The sequence below is a fragment of the Streptomyces sp. adm13(2018) genome, assembly GCF_008042145.1.
In the GTDB taxonomy this organism is placed as follows: Bacteria; Actinomycetota; Actinomycetes; order Streptomycetales; family Streptomycetaceae; genus Streptomyces.
In genome coordinates this window covers 101,942-123,837 of the sequence record NZ_RDBH01000129.1, presented here as the reverse complement: position 1 = coordinate 123,837, position 21,896 = coordinate 101,942, and the positions used below count along the sequence as shown (strand labels likewise).

Here is a 21,896-nt window from a genome sequence, read left to right as displayed (position 1 = left end):
GGTGCGGGAGTTCGAGCTGGGGTTCGTGGTGTGGGCGGAGGACCGCGAGGGCGGTCCGACGTCGGACGGCGGGCGTCAGCGGCTGGTGATCGCCCGGGACAGCGGTGAGGCGACGCTGTGGCCGGAGCCGCCGGCGCGGTGGGCGCGGCCGGCGCGGCCGGACCCGCCGGCGCATCCGGACCCGCCGGAGCCGCGGGCGCCGCCTGAGCGCCGTCGACCGGCCGCTCCGCCGGCACCCCGTCCATCGCCGTCGGCTCGTACGCGACGGACCCCGCCGGCGCGGACACCCCCGCGCCCTCCGAAGCCGACGACGACGAGGCCACCGAGACCGACGGGCCCGACTCCGCCGCCGCCACCGGCTCCGACACGTCGTCCTCCGGCGCCGACGCGACCCCGCTCTCCTGCGACGCGTTCGGCTGCTTCGGCAGCCCGATCCGGTCCGCCGCGTCCTGCAACCACTCCGGCGGACTCAACAGGAACGACGTCTGGTTCAGATCGATCCGCGCCGCCGGCACCGCCGCCTGCGCCGGAACGTCCTCCGCCGACCCGTACTCCTCCTCGTACCGGCGGATGACCTCACCCACCGGCAGCCCCGGCCACAGCGTCGCCTCACCGCTGTCCCGGGCGATCACCAGCCGCTGACGCCCGCCGTCCGACGTCGGACCGCCCTCGCGGTCCTCCGCCCACACCACGAACCCCAGCTCGAACTCCCGCACCCGCACCTCACGGTGCTGGTATCCCGGCAGGTCGCCGTTGATCCACTCCTCGGCGCGCTCCTGCGCCTGCGCGAACGTCACCACAGCCCACTCACTCCCCCACCGGGACGACCGGCACCGCACGCGCGAAGCCGCCGTCCACCATCAGGTTCGCCACCGTCTCCAGCTCCGGCGGATTGCCCGCCAGCCGCTGGAGGAACACGTCGAAGTCCGCACCGCACGGCAGCAGCAGCCGCTCCACCCGCTCGGCCGCCGACCAGCCCGCCGCCGCCTCGCCGGAGTCCCGGGCGTCGTCGTACGCGCAGAACCACACCGAACCGACCCCCTCACCCCGCACCTTCAGCGCGACGAGACCGCCCTGGACGAACGCAACGCCCAGGTAGTCCTTCGTCAGATGGTCACGCAGGCACTTGTTCACATAGACGAGGTCGTTGACCCCCGCCTCCTCCCGCACCGTGAAGAACGGCTGGTCGACCAGGAGCCCCAGCTCCGCGTCGAGCGCCGCCCCCACCGGAGCGCACCCGCCGGCCGCCCGCAGGAACGACCGGTACGCCCCCGGAAGCCGGTAGCCGAGATCCTCCTCGACCCCCTGGAGCTGCTGCTCCGACACCGACACCCCGCCCTTCGGCAGCCCGAAGTGCGCCGGCCGGGTCTCCTGCAGCGGCCGCGTCCCCCGCTTCATGTGGTCGACGGCGGCCGTCGCCACCCCACCGTGATGCCGCAGCAACGCCTTCACCTCGACCGGTACCAGCTCCATCCGCCGGCTCCGCGCCACGTGATGCCAGGTCCAGCCGTGCGGCGTCGCCACCGAGGGAATCGTGTCCCACAGCTCATGACCCGTCGCCGCCATCGCCGCGTTCGCCGACACGTAGTCGGTCAGCCGCAGCTCGTCGACCCCGAAACCCTCCGGCGGATCGGCGATCTCCGCCGCCGCACGCGCGTACGGCGTGAAGTCCGGGAACCCGGACTCGTCCACCCGCACCCCACGAGGATGCCGGGAGGCCCGGACCGGATCCGGAAAGTGCACGACCTGCCCGGCATAGGCGGCGTTCGGTGGCGCGGTGTCCTGCCCGAGCCGACCTGTCGTCATGGCGGTTGCCCCCTGCACTGGCGTCGCTGACTGCTACTACCCGCAGCCGCTGGCTGCTCCTGACTGATGCCGCACAGCCTATGCGCTGCCACAAGACCCCGAACCGGCCCGATCCGACCGTCACCACGTGTCACGAAGCCATGACAGGTCGGCCATGATCGCGACACACCGAAGCGCCGTTTCAGCGCCCCAGCTTCCCCATATGGCTCCCTATTTGGCAGGCTGTCCACGCAACTCGGGGGATTGCAGGAGGGGAAGACCAGCACCATGCACCCAGCACCGACGCCCACACAGGGTGACCCACGCCTCAACTGGAGCAGCAGCGCCGACACCACGCGCGCACCGTTACTGCGTCAGCGCCGCGACGGCATCCTCCCCACCGTCGGGGCCGCCCTCTCCGTACGCGGCGAGACGACCCTCACCTGCACCGCCGGACGCGGCGACCGGCCGCCCACCCTGCACGCCCTCGTCCAGGACTTCCTGGACACCCTCACCAGCGGCCAGCGCGAACGCTTCACCGGACGCTGCCCCGAGGCGATCCTGCTCTCCCGGCACCTCACCGCCGCCGAGAACGCCCGGTCCCGACGCGCCCAGCGCAAACCGCTGACCCCCGGCGAGGCCCGCCGCTCCCTCAAGCACGCCAAGCTCACCGCCCGGCACATCCGCGAGGACGGCGACCCCCTGCACGGCCGCTACGCCGCACCCTGCCGCTCCTGTACGGCGATGCTCGCCCACTTCGGCGTCCGCACCGTCGACCCCACCCCGCCTGTCGAGAACGGCTGACCCCACCCTGATGCCCGACCACCTCAGCACCACCCGGTTCCCGGTCAACGTCGACGCCGCCCTCCGCGAGGCCGGCTGGCAGCCCGGCCGCTGGGACATCAAACTCGCCGAGGAATGGGCGGACTCCCTCCGCGCCCACCTCTCCCCCGCCGGCCACCGGCACAGCGTCTTCCCCGCCGTCGTCGAGGCCTGGGCCGAGTTCGGCGGCCTGCGGATCACGGCGCCCGGCCACGGACGCCAGATAGCGCCCGCCGCCGTCCGCTTCGACCCGCTCGCCGGACTCCACCTCTCCCGCACCCTCGCCGAMCTCGGCCGCGCCCTCGACACCGAACTCGCCCCCCTCGGCGAGGAGGGCGACCACCAGGCGWTCCTCGCCATGGACATGGAAGGCCGCGTCTACAGCCTCGACCACGCCGGCGACTGGTACCTCGGCAAGGACATCGACACCGCCCTCGCCACGCTCGTCACGGGCGCACAGCCGACCCGCCTGACAGCGGGCTGACCGTCGGCAGCACCGCCGACACCCGGAAACCCCCCGCGTCGGTCACCCCCGACACGAACACCCCACCGAGCCGCAGCACCCGCTCCCGCATGCCGACCAGCCCGTTCCCCCCACTCGGCAGGCCCACATCGGCGCGCGCGTCCACCGGACACGGACCGTTCTCCACCTGCATCGCCACCTCGGCCCCCCGATGCGCGAGCCGCACCACCACATCGGCCCCCGCCGCGTGCTTGTGGACGTTCGTCAGCGCCTCCTGCACCACCCGGTACGCCGTCCGCTCCACCTCCGGCGCATAGGACCGCACGTCCCCCACCACCACCAGGTCCACCACCGTCCCCGCCAGCCGCGACTGCTCGCACAGCCCCTCCAGCGCGTCCAGACGCGGACCGTCCTCCGCCGCCGCCTCCGCGGCGGCCGCCGCGGCCCGCCCCACCGCCGCCAACGGCACCGGCACGGGAGCCACCGGAGCCGCCCCCTCCCGCAGCACCCCCAGCATCTCCCGCAACTCCGTCAACGCCTGCCGCCCCATGTCCCCCACCAGAGCGGCGTTCCGCACCGCCTTCTGCGGATCCTTCAACGCCACCGCCTGCAACGCCGCCGCGTGCACCACCATCAACGACACCCGGTGCGCCACCACGTCGTGCATCTCCCGCGCGATCCGCGTCCGCTCCTCCTGCCGCGCCCACTGCGCCCGCTGCTCCGCCCGGTCCGCCAGCAGCGACAACTCCTGCTCCAGACTGTCCGCCCGCTCCCGCAGACTCTCCATGAGCCGGCGGCGCGCCCCTATGTAGAGGCCGAAGAGCAGCGGCGGGGCGTTGAGCCCGAGGGTGACGAAGACGGCGACGACCGGCACGTACCAGCCACTGGGGTCGATCTCGGGCGGCCCGGCGTCGGCCCGGGCGAGGTCCTGCCGCATCCGCACGGCGGTCACGACGAACACGGCGACCGTCGACATGCCCGCGAGCAGGGCGGTGATCCGCCGGGGCACCTCGGAGGCGGCGAGCGAGTACAGCCCGACGACCCCCATCAGGAAGCCCATCTCGGCGGGCGTCACGGCGATCGACACGAGCACGACGACGATCGGCGACCGCCGCCGCACGAGCAGGACCGACCCGATCACCAGTCCGAACAGCACCCCGACGGGCACGGGCAGCGCGGCCTTCTCGGCGAACCCGATCCCTTCGAGCCCGCACTCCAGAGCGGACACGAGGGCGAGCCCCACATCCAGGACGGCACTCCGCCGTCTCCCCCACCACCACCGATTCCCGACGCCCACGGCGTCCCGGTCTGCCCCCGTTGCGCTCATACCCACCACCCTACGGGCGAGCCCTGGCGTCAACTCGGCACACACCAGTCCCTCGAACTGTTGAATCGACAGGCTTTCGACCCGGACGTCCGGATTACGGACGATGGTGTTCGTATGACAGCCGACACGAGCAGGTACACCGACTTCGAGGGCTTGCGCGAACAGGCCGTCGCGCTCCGGCGCGAGGGCCTCAGCCGCCGCCGGATCCGCGACCGCCTGCAGGTCTTCAACAACGACCTCCTCCACCGCCTACTGAAGGGCGAGCCGCCCCCGGCCTGGACAAAGCGCCCGAACGCTAAGGACGACCTCCGGGACCGAGCGAGGGAGCTCCGCCTCCAGGGCATGACCTACGACCAGATCCAGTTGGAGTTGGGCTGCTCGAAGAGCTCGATCTCCCTGTGGGTCAGGGATCTGCCGAAAGTCGACCACCGAACCCCTGCCGATCAAGGCAGGGAAGCCGCACTGAAGCGATGGGCCCACGAAAGCCCCCTTCGTGAGGCCGCACGCCAAACAGCCGTTCGCAAGGCCGAGGAGGCGGTCGGAGCCCTCAGCGAAAGAGAGCTGTTCCTCGCCGGCGTGGCCCTCTACTGGGCAGAAGGGTCCAAGAGCAAGCCCTACCGTCGCGATGAAAGCGTCACCTTCATCAACAGCGACCCCGGCGTCATCGGCGTCTACCTCGCATGGCTCGACCTCTTGCAGATCCCACGGGAGCGGCTCCGGTTCCGGGTGATGATCCACGAGTCCGCCGACGTGAGCGGAGCGGAGCGGAGGAGTATTGGGCCGACCTCTCGGGGATCCCCTGTGCACAGCTACAGAAGACAACCCTCAAGAAGCACAATCCGAAGACCGTCCGGAAGAACACCGGGTCCGACTACCGGGGGTGCCTGATCATCCGGGTAACCGCAGGCTGCCACTTGTACCGTCGCATCGAGGGCACCTGGTACGGCATAGTGGGGGCCATCAGGCCAACGGACTGACGGCATGTCCGTTTTGGTCAGTAATGCCATCCCCTGTGGTGTAATCGGCAGCACTGGGACCTTTGGAGTCCTATGTCCGGGTTCGAGTCCTGGCAGGGGAGCAAGCTCGGTTCGGGTCCTGACCACCACGGTCAGGACCCGCGCTCATGTCCGCCCCCTTGCCCACCGGTATCCTTCGTGCGTCCACCACCCAAAGCCGAAGGGCATTCCCGTGAGCGCCAATCGCCCGGCCGCCGTCGTCGTCCTCGCAGCGGGTGAGGGCACCCGCATGAAGTCGAAGACCCCCAAGGTCCTCCACGAGATCGCCGGGCGGTCGCTCGTCGGGCATGTCGTCTCCGCCGCCCGGGAGCTGGAGCCCGAGCACCTCGTCGTGGTCGTCGGGCACGCCCGCGAGCGGGTGAAGGGGCATCTGGACGAGCACTACGCCGGGACCCGCACCGCCGTCCAGGAGGAGCAGAACGGCACCGGGCACGCGGTGCGGATGGCCCTGGAGGAGCTCGGGCGGGCGCCCGAGGGGACCGTGGTCGTCGTCTGCGGCGACACCCCGCTGCTGTCCGGCGAGACGCTCCGCGCGCTCGCCGACACCCACGCCGCCGACAGGAACGCCGTCACCGTGCTGAGCGCCGAGGTCCCGGACTCCACCGGGTACGGGCGGATCGTGCGCGACCCGGCGACCGGGGCGGTCACCGAGATCGTCGAGCACAAGGACGCCACCGACGAGCAGCGCGCGATCCGGGAGATCAACTCGGGCGTGTTCGCGTTCGACGGGCAGCTGCTCGCCGACGCCCTCGGCAAGGTCCGTACGGACAACAGCCAGGGCGAGGAGTACCTCACCGACGTGCTGAGCATCCTGCGCGAGGCGGGTCACCGGGTCGGCGCCTCCGTGGCCGGCGACCACCGGGAGATCCTGGGCATCAACAACCGGGTGCAGCTCGCCGAGGCGCGTGCGCTGCTGAACCGGCGGCTGATCGAGCGGGCCATGCTGGCCGGTGTGACCGTGGTCGACCCGGCGTCGGTGTTCGTGGACGTCACCGTGACCTTCGAGCCCGACGCGGTCCTCCTGCCGGGCACGCAGCTGATCGGGGCGACGCACATCGGCGAGGACGCCGTGGTCGGCCCGAACACCCGCCTGACGAACACCCGCGTCGAGAAGGGCGCCCGGGTGGACAACGCGGTCGCCGACTCCGCCGTGATCGGCGAGAACGCCTCGGTGGGGCCGTTCGCGTACCTGCGTCCGGGGACGAACCTCGGCCGGAAGTCCAAGGCCGGTACGTACGTCGAGATGAAGAACGCGACGATCGGCGAGGGCACCAAGGTCCCGCACCTGTCGTACGTGGGCGACGCCACGATCGGCGAGTACTCCAACATCGGCGCGGCCAGTGTGTTCGTGAACTACGACGGCGAGGCCAAGCACCACACCACGATCGGGTCGCACTGCCGGACCGGGTCGGACAACATGTTTGTGGCTCCCATCACGATCGGGGACGGCGCGTACACCGCCGCGGGGTCCGTGATCACGAAGGACGTGCCGGCCGGCTCGCTCGCCGTCGCCCGGGGCCAGCAGCGGAATATCGAGGGTTGGGTGGCCCGGAAGCGTCCCGGCAGCGCTGCCGCGCAGGCCGCTCAGGCCGCCTCGGAGGACTCCGCCGGCGAAAGCTGACCGGAAACGGGTACGTCGAACTCGGCGTACCGTGATACGTGCATACAAATTCGGCCGGCTCGCCCAACGCGCACGACAGCTCGTGGCGGCGGCCGGACAACACGTCTGAGGAGACAGTGCTGTGACCGGGATCAAGACGACCGGCGAGAAGAAGCTGATGCTCTTCTCCGGCCGCGCCCACCCCGAGCTGGCCGAGGAGGTCGCGCACCAGCTGGGTGTCGGCCTCGTTCCCACCAAGGCGTTCGACTTCGCCAACGGTGAGATCTACGTCCGCTTCCAGGAGTCGGCCCGTGGTGCGGACTGCTTCCTGATCCAGAGCCACACGGCTCCGATCAACAAGTGGATCATGGAGCAGCTGATCATGATCGATGCTCTGAAGCGGGCCTCGGCCCGGAGCATCACCGTGATCATCCCGTCGTACGGCTACGCCCGTCAGGACAAGAAGCACCGCGGTCGCGAGCCGATCTCGGCGCGTCTGGTCGCGGACCTGCTGAAGACCGCGGGCGCGGACCGCATCCTGACGGTGGACCTGCACACGGACCAGATCCAGGGCTTCTTCGACGGTCCGGTGGACCACCTGTCGGCCCTGCCGGTCCTGGCGGACTACGTGGGCGCGAAGGTCGACCGCACCAAGCTGACGATCGTCTCCCCGGACGCGGGCCGCGTGCGGGTCGCCGACCGCTGGTGCGACCGTCTCGACGCCCCGCTGGCGATCGTGCACAAGCGTCGTGACAAGGACGTCGCCAACCAGGTCACCGTCCACGAGGTCGTCGGTGACGTGAAGGGCCGCGTCTGTGTCCTGGTGGACGACATGGTCGACACCGGCGGCACGATCTGCGCCGCGGCGGACGCCCTGTTCGCGCACGGTGCCGAGGACGTCATCGTGACGGCCACGCACGGGATCCTGTCGGGTCCTGCGGCGGACCGCCTGAAGAACTCCAAGGTCAGCGAGTTCGTCTTCACGGACACGCTGCCGGTGCCGGGTGCCCTGGAGCTGGACAAGATCACGGTGCTGTCGATCGCGCCGACGATCGCGCGCGCGGTGCGCGAGGTGTTCGAGGACGGTTCGGTGACGAGCCTCTTCGAGGAGCACTGAGCCTCGGCGATCCAGCAGGTGCGAGGGCCGTTCCCCGTCCGGGGAGCGGCCCTCCGCCGTGTCCGGGTGATCCAATTGGGTGGTGGGGCGGCGGGCCGGTAGACTGCCGTAGTTGCTCGGCGAGGGAGGCCGTACCCGTACGGATGTACAGGGTCACGGCGGTCCGTTATCGACGCGCTCTTCGTAGCAGGCCATCGCCAGTCGTGGCCGGGTGACCCAGACTTTCGTCACCTTTCTACGAGGAGTGCACCATGTCCGAGGTCAAGCTCGCCGCTGCCGTCCGTACCGAGTTCGGCAAGGGCGCGGCCCGCTCGATCCGCCGCAACGCCCAGGTTCCCGCGGTCGTCTACGGCCACGGCTCCGAGCCGGCCCACGTGACCCTGCCGGCCCACGACCTGGCCCTCGCCCTGCGTACGCCGAACGTCCTGCTGTCCCTGGACATCGACGGCAAGAACGAGCTGGCGATCCCGAAGGCCGTCCAGCGCGACGCCATCAAGGGCTTCCTCGTGCACGTCGACCTGCTCCTCGTGAAGCGCGGCGAGAAGGTCACCGTCGAGATCCCCGTGCAGGCCGAGGGCGAGCTCGCCGCCGGTGGCAACCTGCTCGAGCACGTGCTGAGCACCGTCTCCGTCGAGGCCGAGGCCACCCACCTCCCCGAGGCCGTCACGGTCTCCGTGGAGGGCCTGGAGGCCGGTGCCTCCGTGCTCGCCGGTGACCTGGACCTGCCGAAGGGTTCGACCCTGGTGACCGACGCCGAGGCCGTCGTCCTCCAGGTCCTGGCCGCGCAGGCCGAGGAGCCGGCCGCCGACGCCGAGGTCGAGACCGAGGCCGCCGAGGGCGCCGAGGCCTGAGCCGTAGGCTCTGCCTGACGTGACGGGGTGACGGGCCGCACGCAGGCGCAGGTCGTCGAGGGCCGGCTGGGTCCGCCGGGGCCGGCGAGCCGCCGGGTGGTGCTGGCGAAGCCGATGTCGTACATGAACCTGTCGGGCGGGCCGGTGACGGCGCTGCGCGACTTCTACAAGGTGCCGACGGCGCATGTCGTGGCGGTCCACGACGAGTTGGACATCGACTACGCGGTGCTGCGGCTGAAGATCGGCGGCGGTGACAACGGGCACAACGGCCTGAAGTCGATGACGAAGGCGATGGGCGCGGACTACCACCGGGTGCGGTGCGGGATCGGGCGTCCGCCGGGCCGGATGCAGGTGGCGGACTTCGTCCTGAAGGACTTCTCGTCGACGGAGCGCAAGGATCTGGACTGGTTCGTGGACCGGGCGGCGGACGCGGTGGAGTGCCTGGTCGCGGAGGGTCTGGAGCGGGCCCAGTCGGCGTACAACTCCTGAGGCCTGGGGGCTCGCGCGGTACGACTGTACGATCGCGGGTCATGACGCACGTCCGTAACGCCGCCATGGCCCTCGTCGCCCTCCTGCTGCTGGTCGCGGGCGCCTGGGCCTCCTGGGACTCGGCCCAGCACGTCCTGCTCGCCAAGGGGCGGGAGCACGGGACGCTGACGGTGACCGGCTGCACCGAGGACACGTGCAGCGGCCGCTACGCCCCGGAGGACCCCGCGTCGCCGCGCCGGACGCTGACGATCGAGCGGTCGGTGGCGGCGGAGAAGGGCGTGACCATCCCGGTGGTGGTGAAGCCGGGCACGGACGAGGGCGTGCGGACGGGCTGGGGCGGGGGTCTGCACGCGTGGCTGCCGCTGGGCGGGGCGCTGCTGCTCGCGGCGCCGCTGATCGGGGCGGGGGCCGCGCTGCTGGTGGCGGCGTTCTTCGCGCTCTGAGGGGGACGGCCCCGGCACGTCCCGCACGCACAGGTGCCCCCGTGGAGTGTCTCCACGGGGGCACCTTTCCGTGTGCGGGCGGGTCAGCCGGTGTTGCGCAGGCCGGCCGCGACGCCGTTCACGGTGAGGAGCAGGGCCCGGGCGAGCAGCGGGTCGGGCTCTTCGCCGCGCTCCGCGGCGCCGCGCTGGCGGGCCAGCAGGGCGACCTGGAGGTAGGAGATCGGGTCCAGGTAGGCGTCGCGGATGGAGAAGGTCTGCTGGAGGACCGGGTTGGAGTCCAGGAGCTTCTCGCCGCCGGTGATCCTGAGGACTTCGGCGACGGTCAGCGCGTGCTCGGCCTCGATGGTGTCGAAGACGTGCTTGAGGTCGTCGGGGACGAGGGTGTCGACGTAGTGCCGGGCGATCCGCAGGTCGGTCTTCGCGAGCGTCATCTCGACGTTGGAGAGGAAGTTGCGGAAGAAGTGCCAGCGCTCGTACATCTCGCCGAGGACCGGGGCGCCCTCCTGCTGCGAGCCCGCCTCGCGGAGGGCCTTGAGGCCGGAGCCGACGCCGAACCAGCCGGGGACGATCTGGCGGGACTGGGTCCAGCCGAACACCCACGGGATGGCGCGGAGTCCGTCGAGGGAGACGCCGGAGCCGGGGCGGCGGGAGGGCCGTGAGCCCAGGTGCAGGTCGGCGAGCTGGTCGACGGGGGTGGAGGCGAGGAAGTACGCCGGCAGGCCGGGGTCCTCGACGAGCTTGCGGTACGCGGTGTGGGCGGCGTCGGAGACGGTGTCCATGGCCGCGTCCCAGCGGGCGAGGGCCTCGTCGGACTGGCGCGGCGCGGTGTGCAGGGCGGAGGCCTGCAGGGTGGCGGCGACGGTCAGTTCGAGGTTCTCGCGGGCGAGCGAGGGGATGAGGTACTTGTCGGAGATGACCTCGCCCTGCTCGGTCACCTTGATCTCGCCCTCCAGGGTGCCCCAGGGCTGGGCGAGGATGGCGTCGTGCGAGGGGCCGCCGCCGCGGCCGACGGTGCCGCCGCGGCCGTGGAAGAGGCGGAGGCGGACGCCGTAGCGGTGGGCCACGTCGCGCAGACGGCGCTGGGCGCGGTGGATCTCCCACTGGCTCGTGGTGATGCCGCCGAACTTGGAGGAGTCCGAGTAGCCGAGCATGACCTCCTGGACGTCGCCGCGGAGCGAGACGAGGCGGCGGTAGGAGGGGTCGGCGAGCATGCCGTCGAGGATGACGTCGGCGGCCTTGAGCTCGTCGGTGGTCTCCAGGAGCGGCACGATGCCGATCTTGGCCCAGCCGCCGTGCAGGTCGATGAGGCCGGCCTCGCGGGCGAGGACGGCGGCGGCGAAGACGTCGTCGGCGCCCTGGCACATCGAGATGATGTAGGACTCGATGACCTCGGGGCCGAAGCGCTCGAAGGCCTCCTTGACGGTGTGGAAGACGCCGAGGGTCTTCTCGCCGGCGGCGTCCAGCGGGGCCGGGGTGGGGGCGAGCGGGCGGCGCGAGCGGAGTTCCTTGGCGAGGAGCTTCTGCCGGTAGTCGCGCGGCATGTCGGCGTACCGCCAGGACTCCTCGCCGAGGCGGTCGAAGAGCTGCCCGAGGGCGTGGTGGTGGGCGTCGGCGTGCTCGCGTACGTCCATGGTGGCGAGCTGGAGGCCGAAGGCGGAGAGGGTGCGGATGGTGCGGTCCATCCGGCCGTCGGCGAAGAGCGCGCCGCGGTGCTCGCGGAGCGAGGTCTGGATCAGGGTGAGGTCGTGGACGAGTTCGGCGGTGCCGAGGTAGTCGCGGCCGTCCTGGTGGGGGGTGCCGGAGGCGAGGCGCTCGCGGGTGTTGACCAGCTTCTGCCGGACGCAGGTGGCCTTGAGGCGGTACGGCTCCTCGGCGTTGAGGCGCTTGTAGCGGGGGCTGATCTCCGGGAGGAGTTCCAGGTCGCGCTGGAGGGAGTCCAGGAGTTCCTGGGTGGCTCCGGCGTAGCGGATGGAGTTGGAGAGGAGTCCGCGGAGGTAGTCGACGAGTTCGAGGGCGTCGGTGATGCCGTGCTCGTGCTGGAGGATGAGGACGTCCCGGGTCACCTGGGGGGTGACGTTGGGGTTGCCGTCGCGGTCGCCGCCGATCCAGGTGCCGAAGGTGAGGGGGCGGGTGCCGGCGGGGAGTTCGACGCCGACCCGCTGGAGTTCGGCGGCGAGGTCCTCCAGGACGTCGCCGACGGCTCCGGCGTGGAGTTCGTCGAGGTAGTAGATGGCGTTGCGGGCCTCGTCGGCGGGCTCGGGGCGGACGACCCGGAGTTCGTCGGTCTGCCAGATGAGGTCGATGTTCTCGGCGAGCCGCAGGTCGGTCCGGCGCCGGTCGGCCTCCATGACCGGGGTCTCCAGGAGGGCGGCGATGCGGCGGAGCTTGTTGAGGACGGACCGGCGCGCGGCTTCGGTGGGGTGCGCGGTGAAGACGGGCCGGACGTTGAGGTTCTTGACCGTCTCGCGGACGTGCTCGGGGTCGCCGTCCTTGAGCATGTCGACGGTGCGGGCGAGGAGGCCGCCCTCGGCGGCGCGCTTCTCGCGCATCTCGCGGCCGCGGTGCACCTGCTCGGTGACGTTGGCGAGGTGGAAGTAGGTGGAGAAGGCGCGTACCAGCTTGGCGGCCGTCTCCAGTTCGACGCCGCGGAGCAGCTCGGCGGCTGCCTCGCCGTCCTCGCGGGTGAGGCTGCGGACCCGCTCGACGAGGTCGAGGATCTCGTGGCCCTCCTGGCGGACGAGGGTCTCGCCGAGGAGATCGCCCAGTCGGCGGATGTCGGCGCGCAGCTCGGCGCTGGCGGTGGGGGTCTGGTCGGCACTGCTCACAGGTGCGGCTCCTTGCAGTGTTTGAGCACGTCTGGAGGGGTTCTGGAGGCTTGCGGACCGCGCTGTCCGACGCACCCAGGATAGGTGTCCATCTGCTGGACGGCGGTCAGGGTCCCCTTGTGCCCCCTTGCCGCGCGTCCTCGCGCTGCCATACTTACGACGCCGTAGGTTACGGGTGCGTAGCCTCGTGGTCGTTTCGTACGGTTCCGCTCTGTTTCATCCTCACCTTCGTCTCACCCTCATCCGCATCCTCGTCCCCGGGGGACACCCATGACCTTGAGCCCTGAGTTGCTCTCATCCGATCAGGACCACCTGCCGTCCGGCACGCTCGGCGGGGACAAGAAGCGGTCGGTCGAGCAGATCACGCTGCTGCTGTTCATCACGGTGCCGTTCGTGGCGGTGGTCGCGGCGGTTCCGCTGGCCTGGAGCTGGGGCGGCGTGTCGTGGCTCGATCTGGGTCTGCTGGTGGCGATGTACTTCATCGGGTGCCACGGCATCACGATCGGCTTCCACCGTTACTTCACACACGGTTCGTTCAAGGCGAAGCGTCCGCTGCGGATCGCGCTGGCGATCATGGGGTCGCTGGCGGTGGAGGGTCCGCTGGTGCGGTGGGTGGCGGATCACCGCAAGCACCACAAGTTCTCGGACGCGGAGGGCGACCCGCACTCGCCGTGGCGTTTCGGTGAGACGGTGCCGGCCCTGATGAAGGGCCTGTGGTGGGCGCACATCGGCTGGATGTTCGACGAGGAGCGGACGCCGCAGGCGAAGTACGCGCCGGACCTGATCAAGGACCCGGTGCTCCGGCGGATCTCGCGCGACTTCATCTTCTGGACGATGCTGTCGCTGGCGATCCCGCCGCTGGTGGGCGGTCTGGTGACGATGTCCTGGTGGGGTGCGTTCACCGCGTTCTTCTGGGGTTCGCTGGTGCGGGTCGCGCTGCTGCACCACGTGACGTGGTCGATCAACTCGATCTGCCACGCGGTGGGGAAGCGGCCGTTCAAGTCGCGGGACCGTTCGGGGAACGTGTGGTGGCTGGCGGTGCTGTCCTGCGGCGAGTCGTGGCACAACCTGCACCACGCGGACCCGACCTCGGCGCGGCACGGGGTGCTGCGCGGGCAGGTCGACTCCAGTGCGCGGCTGATCCGCTGGTTCGAGCTGGCGGGCTGGGCGCACGACGTGCGCTGGCCGGCGAAGGAGCGCATCGAAGCCCGCCGCCAGAGCGTGTCCGCAGACGCGGCATGATGGAAGACGTGGCGATCGACGGCAGGACCAGTGGCACCGGCAGCGGCGAGCAGAAGCCCCGGCGGGGCCGCCGGGTGCGGATGACGGGCGCGGAGCGCCGGGAGCAGCTGCTGGACATCGGCCGGACCCTGTTCGCCGCGAAGGGCTTCGAGGGCACGTCGGTGGAGGAGATCGCGGCGAAGGCCGGGGTGTCCAAGCCGGTGGTGTACGAGCACTTCGGGGGCAAGGAGGGGCTGTACGCGGTCGTGGTGGACCGGGAGATGCGCCAGCTCCTCGACGGGGTGACGGGGGCGCTGACGGCGGGGCATCCGCGGGAGCTCCTGGAGCAGGCGGCGTTCGCGCTGCTCGACTACATCGAGAACTACACGGACGGTTTCCGGATTCTGGTCCGGGACTCGCCGGTGGCGCAGTCGACGGGCACGTTCGCGTCGCTGATCAGTGACATCGCGACGCAGGTGGAGGACATCCTGGGGCTGGAGTTCAAGGCCCGGGGGTTCGATCCGAAGCTGGCGCCGCTGTACGCGCAGGCGCTGGTGGGGAGTGTGGCGCTGACGGGCCAGTGGTGGCTGGACGTCCGGAAGCCGAAGAAGGCCGAGGTCGCGGCGCATCTGGTGAATCTGGCGTGGCACGGTCTGGACGGTCTGGAGCCGAAGCCGCGGTTGATAGGGCACCGGAAGAGCTGACGGCGCGGCCGGGTGGGGTCCCGGGCCGTCGGAGCCGTCCGGCGCGGGGCCGCGGTTTTTCTCGGCAGCCTCTGTCACCCCCGGGCGGTATGCTCCCGAGGACCCGGAGGCGTTCGCCCCTCGTACGCGCTTTCTGCCGTGCGGGGACGGCGCGGACGCCCGATTCCGGTCCGACGAACATTCTGATCCCTGGGGGGGATCTCTTGCGTTCTGTGCACCTCACGCGTGCCCGCCTCACGGCGTGCACCGCTCTCGTCCTCTCCGCGGGCATGCTGCTCGCGACCCCCGCGGCGGCCGACCGGCCGGCGCCGCCCCACCCCGCCGTCGAGAAGCCGGCGGCCGACGTCACCCCGCCGCCGCTCACCCGGCCGGTGCCGGGCGCGGCCCGGGCCGGCGCCGCCGGCCGCGCCGACGCCGGTGCGACCGCCGCGACGGGCTCCCGCGTCCCGGACCCGCTGTCGGACTTCGACGGCGACGGCGTCAGCGACCTGATCTACCGCGGCTGGAACGGCAACGTCTACACCGCGACCGCGCAGGGCGGGGGCGGTGCCTTCAACGAGGGCTCGCTGCCGCTGCCGAAGGACATCGTCCCGATCGGCAACCAGGACCCCGTCGGCGGCGGCCCCGAGGTTCTGGTGCTCTCCGAGCAGGGCGCCCTGACCATGTACGCGGACGCCACGCCGACCTCGGCGTCGTACGCGTGGCAGGGCAACGGCTGGCAGATCTACAACAAGCTCTTCTCGCCCGGTGACGTGAACGACGACAACCGGGCGGACGTGCTGGCCCGCGACACCACCGGCACCCTGTACCTGTACTACGGGACGGGCAAGCGCAGCGCTCCGCTGTCGGCGCGGGTGAAGATCGGCACCGGCTGGAACGTCTACGACCAGCTGATCGGCATGGGCGACAACAACGGCGACGGCTGGGCCGACCTGTACGCCCGCGACACCGCCGGCACGCTGTGGTTCTACCCCGGTACGGGCGACAAGGCGAGGCCGTTCGGCACCCGCAAGTCCGTCGGCGGCGGCTGGAACATCTACAACACGGTGGTTCCGGTCGGCGACGACAACGGCGACGGGAACGGCGAGCTGCTCGCCCGCGACACCTCGGGCACCTTCTGGTACTACACCGGCAAGGGCAACGGCACCCTGGCGACCCGGGTGCAGAGCAGCTCTCCCGGCGGCTGGGAGGGCGTCCCGCAGTTCGGCGGCGCGAGCAACAGCCCGGTCGCCGGCACCAAGGAAGGGCTGCTGGCGCGGAACTCGGCCGGCACGCTGTACTGGTACGGCAGCCGGACCAACGGCGTGCTGACCTCGCGCAGCCAGCTCGGCAACACGGGCGGGTGGCAGGGCGCCGACTACACGCACCTGTCCTCGCTGGACCCGGACAACTCGTCCGACATCGCGCAGCTCTACGACAACGGCCTCTACGTCGACGGGGTCTACATCGGTTCGGGCTGGGGCGTCTACAACGCGCTCGTCGGCCCGGGCGACCTGAGCGGCGACGGCAAGGGCGACCTGCTGGCCCGCGACCGCTCCGGCAACCTGTACCTGTACCAGGGCAACGGCAAGAGCACGGGCTTCGCCTCGCGGATCAAGGTCGGCGGCGGCTGGGGCTCGTTCAACAAGATCGTCGGCGCGGGCGACTACACCGGCGACGGACGCGCGGACATCGTGGCCCGCACGACGGGTGGCGACCTGTACGTCTACCCGGGCACGGGCAAGGCGGCCACGCCGTTCGGCGCGCGGACCAAGGTCGGCAGCGGCTGGAACACGTACAGCAAGGTGATCGCCCCCGGTGACCTGAACGGTGACGGCAAGGGTGACCTGCTCGGGGTGACCTCGGGCGGCGACCTCTACGCCTACCGGAACGCGGCGCCCGGCAAGTTCGGCGACCGCTACAAGGTCGGCCCCGGCTTCCAGATCTACAACACCATGTCGTAGGAACGGCGGCCCTCGCGCGGACGCCCCGCACCGGACTTCCGGTGCGGGGCGTCCGCGTGTGCCGGGGGCTCCGCGCCGACGGGCTCGCGCGGCGCCGGAAGGGCGGCTCAGAGGGGTTTGCGGGCGACGGCGAAGATCCGCCGGAAGGGGAACACCGTGCCGTGCGGACCCGGCGGGTAGGCCTCGCGGAGGAGGTCACGGTACTGGCCGAGGAAGGCGTCGACCGCCTCCCGGTCGTCGCCCAGGGTGGTGAGGACGGGCCGCAGCGCGGTGCCCTTGACCCAGTCCAGGACGGGGTCCTCGCCCTGGAGCAGCTGGCAGTAGGTCGTCTCCCAGACATCCGTCTCGCAGCCGAGGTCGGTGAGGCGGCCGAGGTAGTCCGGGGCGTCGAGGATGTGGACGAAGCGCCGGCCCTGGTCGCCGAGCCGGTCGCGCCACTCGGGGGTGTCGCAGAGTTCGCCGAGCAGGGCGTGGCTGGGCGAGGTGAAGTTGCCGGGGACCTGGAAGGCGAAGGTGCCGCCGGGCCGGAGTCCGTCGATCCAGCCGGCGAAGGACTCGGGGTGGTTGGGCACCCACTGGAGGGCGGCGTTGGAGACGATCAGGTCGTAGGGCTCGGCGGGGGTCCAGTGGGCGGCGTCGGCGGGCCGGAAGTCGATCCAGCCGCCGCCGCGGGTGGTGCCGGACCAGTCCTTCCCGGCCTGTTCCAGCATGGCGGGCGAGAGGTCGAAGCCGGTGATGTGGGCGTCCGGCCAGCGGTCGGCCAGGAGGGCCGTGACGTTTCCGGGGCCGCACCCGATGTCGGCGATTCGGGCGGACCGGTCCTGGGCGGGAAGGTGCGGTATTCGGGTGAGCAGGTCGAGGAAGGGCCGGGTGCGATGACCCGAGTGGCGGAGGTACTGCTGTGGATCCCAGGTCGGCGCGGATGGTGCGGCGGATTCCACGGAATGCATGTTCGAAGCCCCCTTGCTGGCACGAATTGCCGAAGCGGAACGGAGTTCCGGGCGGGTCCCTTCCCCGTAGTCCGGGGAGTTATATCTCGATACAAAGATACTTGATATCGAGATACTCGACCCCAAGAGACTTTATGTCAACAGACCCTCTACACTGATCGTCATGGAGGACGAGGTCGACCGACTGGTCGCAGCATGGCGCCGCGAGCGCCCCGACCTCGACGTGGAACCGCTCGAGGTACTCAGCCGCGTCTCGCGGCTCGCCCGGCACCTCGACCGCGCCCGTCGGCTCGCCTTCTCCGAGCACCAGCTGGAGCCCTGGGAGTTCGACGTCCTCACCTCGCTGCGCCGCGCCGGAGCCCCGTACCAGCTCTCCCCCGGCCAGCTGCTCACCCAGACGCTGGTGACCTCCGGGACCATGACCAACCGCATCGACCGGCTCACCAAGAAGGGCCTGGTCGAGCGGCTCCCCGACCCCAGCGACCGGCGCGGCGTGCTCGTCCGGCTCACCCCGGAGGGCCGCGACCGCGCCGACGAGGCCCTCGCCGGCCTGCTCGCCCAGGAACGCGCCATCCTGGCCCAGCTGTCCCAGGGCCAGCGCGGCGAACTGGCCGCCCTGCTACGCCGGCTGACCGCCCCGTTCGACAACATCCCCGGCTAGCCCGGACAGCGGCGCCTCGCCCAGCTGGGCCGGCCCCACCCCCGCCCGGCGGGCCAGCGCGACCGCCGCCAGGGTCGAGTGCACGCCCAGCTTCCCCAGCACGTTCTGCATGTGCGTACGGACGGTGTGCGGGGACAGGAAGAGGCGCTCGGCGACGGCCTTGCGCCCCAGGCCCGCCACCATGCAGCGCAGCACCTCCCGCTCGCGCGGGGTCAGCGACTCCACCAGCCGCTCGCTGTCCGTCCGGTGCTTGCGGGCCGCCGTCAGCTCCCGCAGGACGCCCGTGAGCAGGGCGGGCGGCAGATGCGTCTCGTCCCGCAGCACCCCGCGGACCACCGCGAGGAGCCGCTGGAGCGAGCAGTCCTTCGCGACCCAGCCGCAGGCCCCGGCCTGGAGCGCGAGGGCGGCCCGCCGCGGGTCGTCCTTCTCGGCCAGGACCACGGTGCGGACCGCGGGCTGGAGCCCGCGCACCCCCGCGACCAGGGAGATCCCGTCGACGGCGGCCTCGCCGTCGTCCGGCACGGCGCGGGCCACCGCCCCCGCGGGGCCGGCGCCCAGCTCGGCGTCGACGAGCAGCACGTCGAACCGGCGGCCCTCCGCGGCGGCGCGCTCCAGACAGCGCAGGGCGGCCGGGCCGCTGCCCGCCGCGGCGACGTCGACATCGGGCTCGGCCGCGAGTGCGGCGGCCAGCGATTCGGCGAAGACGCGGTGGTCGTCCACCACCAGGACACGGATACGTGCCACGGACACCCCCAAGTGTCGAGGAACGGGAAAGCCGACGCGGGCACGGCGTCGGAGGCGGGGTGCGTCAGCCGCCCGGCCGCCGCCGTGCGATGACTGCTTACCCCGCTGCCGGCGCCGTACCCGACCGGGTCTCGCCCCCTGAACAGCACCGGCCCCCACCGGCGCTGCCCTCAGCGTAGGGGCGGGGCGTCACGGCGGGGGCCGATTCACGGAACTGTCCGAAGTCGTACGGGAGTGCGAGGGGTGCCGGCGGGCCCGTGCGGGACCGCCGGAGCACCCGGGTCAGAGGCGCCGCGCGCCCGCCGAGGGGACGGCCGGGAAGATGCCGGGGGCCGCGAGACCGGCCTCGGCGAAGGCCTTCCCCACGGCGGCGGCGACCGCGTCCGCCCGGTCGGCGTCGACGAGGACGACGGCGGAGCCGCCGAAGCCGCCGCCGGTCATCCGGGCGCCCAGCGCCCCGGCGGCGTTCGCCGTCGCGACGACCAGGTCGAGCTCCGCGCAGGAGACCCGCAGATCGTCCCGGAGGGAGGCGTGGCCCTCGGTCAGGACCGGGCCGACGGCCCGGGTGTCCCCCGCGTCGAGCAGCGCGATGGTCCGCTCCACGCGCGCGTTGTCGGTGACGACGTGCCGTACGTAGCGGCGGACCGTGCCGTCGGCCAGCCGGGCGAGGGCCTCGGGCAGATGCGCGGCGCTCACGTCGCGCAGGGCGCGGGCGCCGAGCGCCCGCGCACCGGCTTCGCACCCCGCGCGCCGCTCGGCGTACGCGCCGTCGCCGAGCGCGTGCTTCACCCGGGTGTCCACGACCAGCAGGCACAGCCCCTCGCGGGCCAGGTCGAAGGGGACCTGACGGTACGAGAGGTCCCGGGTGTCCAGGTACAGGGCGTGGCCCTCCGCCGCGCAGGCCGAGGCCATCTGGTCCATCACCCCGCACGGGACGCCGACGAAGTCGTTCTCGGCACGCTGGGCGAGCCGGGCGAGTTCGGGCCGGGACAGTCCGAGTCCGAACAGCTCGTCGAGGGCGAGCGCGGTGACGACCTCCAGGGCCGCCGAGGAGGAGAGCCCGGCGCCGGTCGGCACGGTCGAGGCGAGGTGGACGTCCGCGCCGGTGACGGGGTGGCCGGCCGCCCGCAGCGCCCAGACCACGCCGGCCGGGTAGGCGGCCCAGCCGCCGCCGGAGAGCGGGCTGAGGGAGTCGACCGCGAGCTGGACGATGCCGCCGTCGACGTCGGCGGAGTGCAGGCGCAGGATGCCGTCGTCGCGGCGGGAGACGGCGGCCACGGCGGTGTGCGGCAGGGCGAGCGGCAGGACGAATCCGTCGTTGAAGTCGGTGTACTCGCCGATCAGGTTGACCCGGCCGGGGGCGGCCCAGACACCGTCGGGGGCGGCGCCGTACAGCGCCTCGAAGTCGGCGGCGACGCTCATGCGCGGCCCGCCTCCTCGCGCCGGGCGCGGGCGAAGGCCCAGGCGTCGGCGATGACGTCCGCCAGGTCCGGGCGGGACGGCGTCCAGCCCAGTCGCTCGCGGGCGGCCTCGGCGGAGGCGACGAGGACGGCGGGGTCGCCGGCCCGGCGCGGGGCGAGGATCTCCGGGATCGGGTGCCCGGTGACCTTCCGCGCGGTCTCGACGACCTCGCGGACGGAGAAGCCGTTGCCGTTGCCCAGGTTGCAGACGAGGTGCTCGCCCGCGGTCATCGCATCGAGGGCGAGGAGGTGGGCCTCGGCGAGGTCGGCGACGTGGATGTAGTCGCGGACGCAGGTGCCGTCGGGGGTCGGGTAGTCGTCGCCGAACACGGAGATCGCCTCGCGGTCGCCGAGGGCGACCTGGAGGACCAGCGGGACGAGGTGCGACTCGGGTGCGTGCCGCTCGCCGAGGGAGCCGTGGGCGCCCGCGACGTTGAAGTAGCGCAGCGAGACGGCGGCGAGGCCGTGGGCGGCGCACTCGCCGCCGATCATGTGGTCGACGGCGAGCTTGCTCGCCCCGTACGGGCTGGTGGGGGCGGTCGGCGCGGTCTCGGTGACCGGCACGGTCGCCGGCTCGCCGTAGGTGGCGGCGGTGGAGGAGAAGACCAGCTTGCGGACGCCCGCGGCGCGCAGGGCGGCGAGCAGGGCCATGGTGCCGCCGACGTTGTTCTCCCAGTACTTCTCGGGCACCGTGACGGACTCGCCGACCTGGGAGAACGCGGCGAAGTGCAGGACGGCGTCGTAGGAGCCGTCCAGCCATCGCGCGGCGTCCTGGACGCGGCCCTCGACGAAGTCGGCGCCGGCCGGGACGGCTTCGGCGAAGCCGGTGGAGAGGTCGTCGAGGACGGTGACCCGGTGGCCCCGTTCCAGGAGGTGGGCGGCGACGACGCTGCCCACGTATCCGGCCCCGCCGGTCACCAGGTACTTCCTGACAGCGTCGGTCACTTGCCTGCCACCTCTCTGAGTCGCCGGGCCGCCGCCTCCGGCGGCACGTCGTTGCTGAACGCGCTCATGCCGGACTCCGTGCCCGCGAGGTACTTGAGCCTGCCGGACGTCCGGCGGACGGTGAAGAGTTCCAGGTGCAGGGCGAACTCCTCGCGGTCCGCACCGGTGAACGGCGCCTGGTGCCAGGCGGAGATGTACGGCGTCGGCGGCTCCTCCGGTCCGAAGATCCGGTCGAAGCGCCTCAAGAGTTCCAGATAGATCTGTGGGAACTCTGTGCGGGCCTCCGCGTCGAGCGCCCGCAGGTCGGGGACCCGCCGGTTCGGGTAGAGGTGGACCTCGTACGGCCAGTGGGCGGCGTACGGCACGAAGGCGGTCCAGTGCGCGGTCTCCAGGACGATCCGCTCGGCGTCGTCGCGCTCCCGGGCGAGGACGTCGTCGAAGAGGTTGCCGCCGGTGCGGGCCCGGTGCTCGGCCGCCTGGCGCTGCATGAGGGCGGTGCGGGGGGTGGCGGCCGAGCACCGGGCCCGCAC

At 71.9% G+C, this 21,896-nt stretch carries 19 protein-coding genes, 1 tRNA gene and 2 pseudogenes; 13 read left to right on the top strand and 9 right to left on the bottom strand.

Annotation, left to right across the window (positions count from 1 at the left end; all coding sequences use genetic code 11):
* Together EAO70_RS17245 and EAO70_RS17240 are read right to left on the bottom strand one after the other, a co-directional pair.
* Nucleotides 1–800: pseudogene (locus EAO70_RS17245) on the bottom strand (hypothetical protein); the annotation flags it as partial.
* A gap of 7 nt (nucleotides 801–807) precedes the next feature.
* Entirely contained in the window at nucleotides 808–1,806 is a 999-nt protein-coding gene (locus tag EAO70_RS17240; RefSeq protein ID WP_148003851.1) for an SMI1/KNR4 family protein, read from the bottom strand.
* A gap of 267 nt (nucleotides 1,807–2,073) precedes the next feature.
* Here EAO70_RS17240 and EAO70_RS17235 point away from each other — a divergent pair, with 267 nt between their 5' ends.
* Both EAO70_RS17235 and EAO70_RS17230 read left to right on the top strand, forming a co-directional pair.
* The gene (locus EAO70_RS17235; protein WP_148003850.1) at nucleotides 2,074–2,589 is read left to right on the top strand and encodes a YwqJ-related putative deaminase; all 516 of its coding nucleotides are present in this window, start codon (nucleotides 2,074–2,076) and stop codon (nucleotides 2,587–2,589) included.
* Nucleotides 2,590–2,599: 10 nt separating this feature from the next.
* A complete protein-coding gene (locus EAO70_RS17230; protein WP_148003849.1) occupies nucleotides 2,600–3,091 on the top strand; it encodes an SUKH-3 domain-containing protein in 492 nt (163 codons plus the stop codon).
* Here the strand turns inward: EAO70_RS17230 and EAO70_RS17225 are convergent.
* The gene (locus EAO70_RS17225; RefSeq protein WP_148003848.1) at nucleotides 3,054–4,397 is read right to left on the bottom strand and encodes a sensor histidine kinase; all 1,344 of its coding nucleotides are present in this window, start codon (nucleotides 4,395–4,397) and stop codon (nucleotides 3,054–3,056) included. The genes EAO70_RS17230 and EAO70_RS17225 overlap by 38 nt on opposite strands.
* 114 nt (nucleotides 4,398–4,511) lie before the next feature.
* Between EAO70_RS17225 and EAO70_RS17220 the strand changes: the two genes are divergently transcribed.
* The 7 genes from EAO70_RS17220 to EAO70_RS17190 all read left to right on the top strand — a co-directional run bounded on the left by EAO70_RS17220 (nucleotide 4,512) and on the right by EAO70_RS17190 (nucleotide 9,913).
* Entirely contained in the window at nucleotides 4,512–5,285 is a 774-nt protein-coding gene (locus tag EAO70_RS17220) for a hypothetical protein (protein WP_410091291.1), read from the top strand.
* Between the two features lie 118 nt (nucleotides 5,286–5,403).
* Nucleotides 5,404–5,475 (top strand) — tRNA-Gln (locus EAO70_RS17215).
* Between the two features lie 110 nt (nucleotides 5,476–5,585).
* A complete protein-coding gene (gene glmU, locus EAO70_RS17210) occupies nucleotides 5,586–7,034 on the top strand; it encodes a bifunctional UDP-N-acetylglucosamine diphosphorylase/glucosamine-1-phosphate N-acetyltransferase GlmU (RefSeq protein WP_148003847.1) in 1,449 nt (482 codons plus the stop codon).
* Between the two features lie 121 nt (nucleotides 7,035–7,155).
* On the top strand, nucleotides 7,156–8,130 hold the full coding sequence (locus EAO70_RS17205; RefSeq protein WP_148003846.1) for a ribose-phosphate diphosphokinase: 975 nt from the start codon (nucleotides 7,156–7,158) through the stop codon (nucleotides 8,128–8,130).
* Nucleotides 8,131–8,381: 251 nt separating this feature from the next.
* Nucleotides 8,382–8,981 (top strand): 50S ribosomal protein L25/general stress protein Ctc, encoded by a 600-nt coding sequence (locus EAO70_RS17200; RefSeq protein WP_148003845.1) that lies wholly within the window; start codon nucleotides 8,382–8,384, stop codon nucleotides 8,979–8,981.
* Nucleotides 8,982–9,008: 27 nt separating this feature from the next.
* Nucleotides 9,009–9,470, top strand: coding sequence for an aminoacyl-tRNA hydrolase (pth, locus tag EAO70_RS17195; protein ID WP_261992915.1), 462 nt, complete (start codon nucleotides 9,009–9,011; stop codon nucleotides 9,468–9,470).
* A gap of 41 nt (nucleotides 9,471–9,511) precedes the next feature.
* Nucleotides 9,512–9,913 (top strand): hypothetical protein, encoded by a 402-nt coding sequence (locus tag EAO70_RS17190; RefSeq protein ID WP_148003844.1) that lies wholly within the window; start codon nucleotides 9,512–9,514, stop codon nucleotides 9,911–9,913.
* 83 nt (nucleotides 9,914–9,996) lie between these two features.
* On the opposite strand, the gene ppc is transcribed toward EAO70_RS17190, so the two are convergent.
* Nucleotides 9,997–12,738 (bottom strand): phosphoenolpyruvate carboxylase, encoded by a 2,742-nt coding sequence (gene ppc, locus EAO70_RS17185; protein ID WP_148003843.1) that lies wholly within the window; start codon nucleotides 12,736–12,738, stop codon nucleotides 9,997–9,999.
* Nucleotides 12,739–13,008: 270 nt separating this feature from the next.
* Between ppc and EAO70_RS17180 the strand changes: the two genes are divergently transcribed.
* From EAO70_RS17180 to EAO70_RS17170, 3 genes are all read left to right on the top strand, one after another.
* Complete coding sequence (locus EAO70_RS17180) at nucleotides 13,009–13,980, top strand: acyl-CoA desaturase (RefSeq protein WP_148003842.1); 972 nt, start codon at nucleotides 13,009–13,011, stop codon at nucleotides 13,978–13,980.
* Nucleotides 13,980–14,663 carry a TetR/AcrR family transcriptional regulator gene (locus tag EAO70_RS17175; RefSeq protein ID WP_148005190.1) on the top strand — a complete coding sequence of 228 codons (684 nt, stop codon included), beginning with the start codon at nucleotides 13,980–13,982 and terminating at the stop codon, nucleotides 14,661–14,663. Before EAO70_RS17180 ends, EAO70_RS17175 begins: the two co-directional genes overlap by 1 nt.
* 212 nt (nucleotides 14,664–14,875) lie before the next feature.
* Nucleotides 14,876–16,606, top strand: a complete 1,731-nt coding sequence (locus EAO70_RS17170) for a VCBS repeat-containing protein (RefSeq protein WP_261992914.1) — start codon at nucleotides 14,876–14,878, stop codon at nucleotides 16,604–16,606.
* 107 nt (nucleotides 16,607–16,713) lie between these two features.
* On the opposite strand, the gene EAO70_RS17165 is transcribed toward EAO70_RS17170, so the two are convergent.
* Nucleotides 16,714–17,556, bottom strand: a complete 843-nt coding sequence (locus tag EAO70_RS17165; protein ID WP_148003841.1) for a trans-aconitate 2-methyltransferase — start codon at nucleotides 17,554–17,556, stop codon at nucleotides 16,714–16,716.
* A 163-nt stretch (nucleotides 17,557–17,719) separates the two neighbouring features.
* Here EAO70_RS17165 and EAO70_RS17160 point away from each other — a divergent pair, with 163 nt between their 5' ends.
* On the top strand, nucleotides 17,720–18,217 hold the full coding sequence (locus tag EAO70_RS17160; protein WP_148003840.1) for a MarR family winged helix-turn-helix transcriptional regulator: 498 nt from the start codon (nucleotides 17,720–17,722) through the stop codon (nucleotides 18,215–18,217).
* On the opposite strand, the gene EAO70_RS17155 is transcribed toward EAO70_RS17160, so the two are convergent.
* The 4 genes and pseudogenes from EAO70_RS17155 to EAO70_RS17140 all read right to left on the bottom strand — a co-directional run.
* Nucleotides 18,176–18,961: a response regulator transcription factor gene (locus tag EAO70_RS17155; protein ID WP_148003839.1), complete on the bottom strand. Its 786-nt coding sequence runs from the start codon at nucleotides 18,959–18,961 to the stop codon at nucleotides 18,176–18,178. The two genes, EAO70_RS17160 and EAO70_RS17155, sit on opposite strands and share 42 nt — an antisense overlap.
* Before the next feature lie 282 nt (nucleotides 18,962–19,243).
* A complete protein-coding gene (gene galK, locus EAO70_RS17150; RefSeq protein ID WP_148003838.1) occupies nucleotides 19,244–20,383 on the bottom strand; it encodes a galactokinase in 1,140 nt (379 codons plus the stop codon).
* Entirely contained in the window at nucleotides 20,380–21,366 is a 987-nt protein-coding gene (gene galE, locus EAO70_RS17145; protein WP_148003837.1) for a UDP-glucose 4-epimerase GalE, read from the bottom strand. The genes galK and galE overlap by 4 nt, the downstream gene beginning before the upstream one ends.
* Nucleotides 21,363–21,896: pseudogene (locus EAO70_RS17140) on the bottom strand (galactose-1-phosphate uridylyltransferase); the annotation flags it as partial. The gene galE and the pseudogene EAO70_RS17140, both read right to left, overlap by 4 nt.

Coding starts and splice junctions, on each gene's coding strand:
- EAO70_RS17240 (WP_148003851.1), bottom strand. CDS start 1,806: ATGACGACAGGTCGGCTCGGGCAGGACACCGCGCCACCGAACGCCGCC.
- EAO70_RS17180 (WP_148003842.1), top strand. CDS start 13,009: ATGACCTTGAGCCCTGAGTTGCTCTCATCCGATCAGGACCACCTGCCG.
- EAO70_RS17160 (WP_148003840.1), top strand. CDS start 17,720: ATGGAGGACGAGGTCGACCGACTGGTCGCAGCATGGCGCCGCGAGCGC.
- EAO70_RS17235 (WP_148003850.1), top strand. CDS start 2,074: ATGCACCCAGCACCGACGCCCACACAGGGTGACCCACGCCTCAACTGG.
- EAO70_RS17190 (WP_148003844.1), top strand. CDS start 9,512: ATGACGCACGTCCGTAACGCCGCCATGGCCCTCGTCGCCCTCCTGCTG.
- EAO70_RS17220 (WP_410091291.1), top strand. CDS start 4,512: ATGACAGCCGACACGAGCAGGTACACCGACTTCGAGGGCTTGCGCGAA.
- EAO70_RS17175 (WP_148005190.1), top strand. CDS start 13,980: ATGGAAGACGTGGCGATCGACGGCAGGACCAGTGGCACCGGCAGCGGC.
- EAO70_RS17225 (WP_148003848.1), bottom strand. CDS start 4,397: ATGAGCGCAACGGGGGCAGACCGGGACGCCGTGGGCGTCGGGAATCGG.
- galK (WP_148003838.1), bottom strand. CDS start 20,383: ATGAGCGTCGCCGCCGACTTCGAGGCGCTGTACGGCGCCGCCCCCGAC.
- EAO70_RS17200 (WP_148003845.1), top strand. CDS start 8,382: ATGTCCGAGGTCAAGCTCGCCGCTGCCGTCCGTACCGAGTTCGGCAAG.
- EAO70_RS17165 (WP_148003841.1), bottom strand. CDS start 17,556: ATGCATTCCGTGGAATCCGCCGCACCATCCGCGCCGACCTGGGATCCA.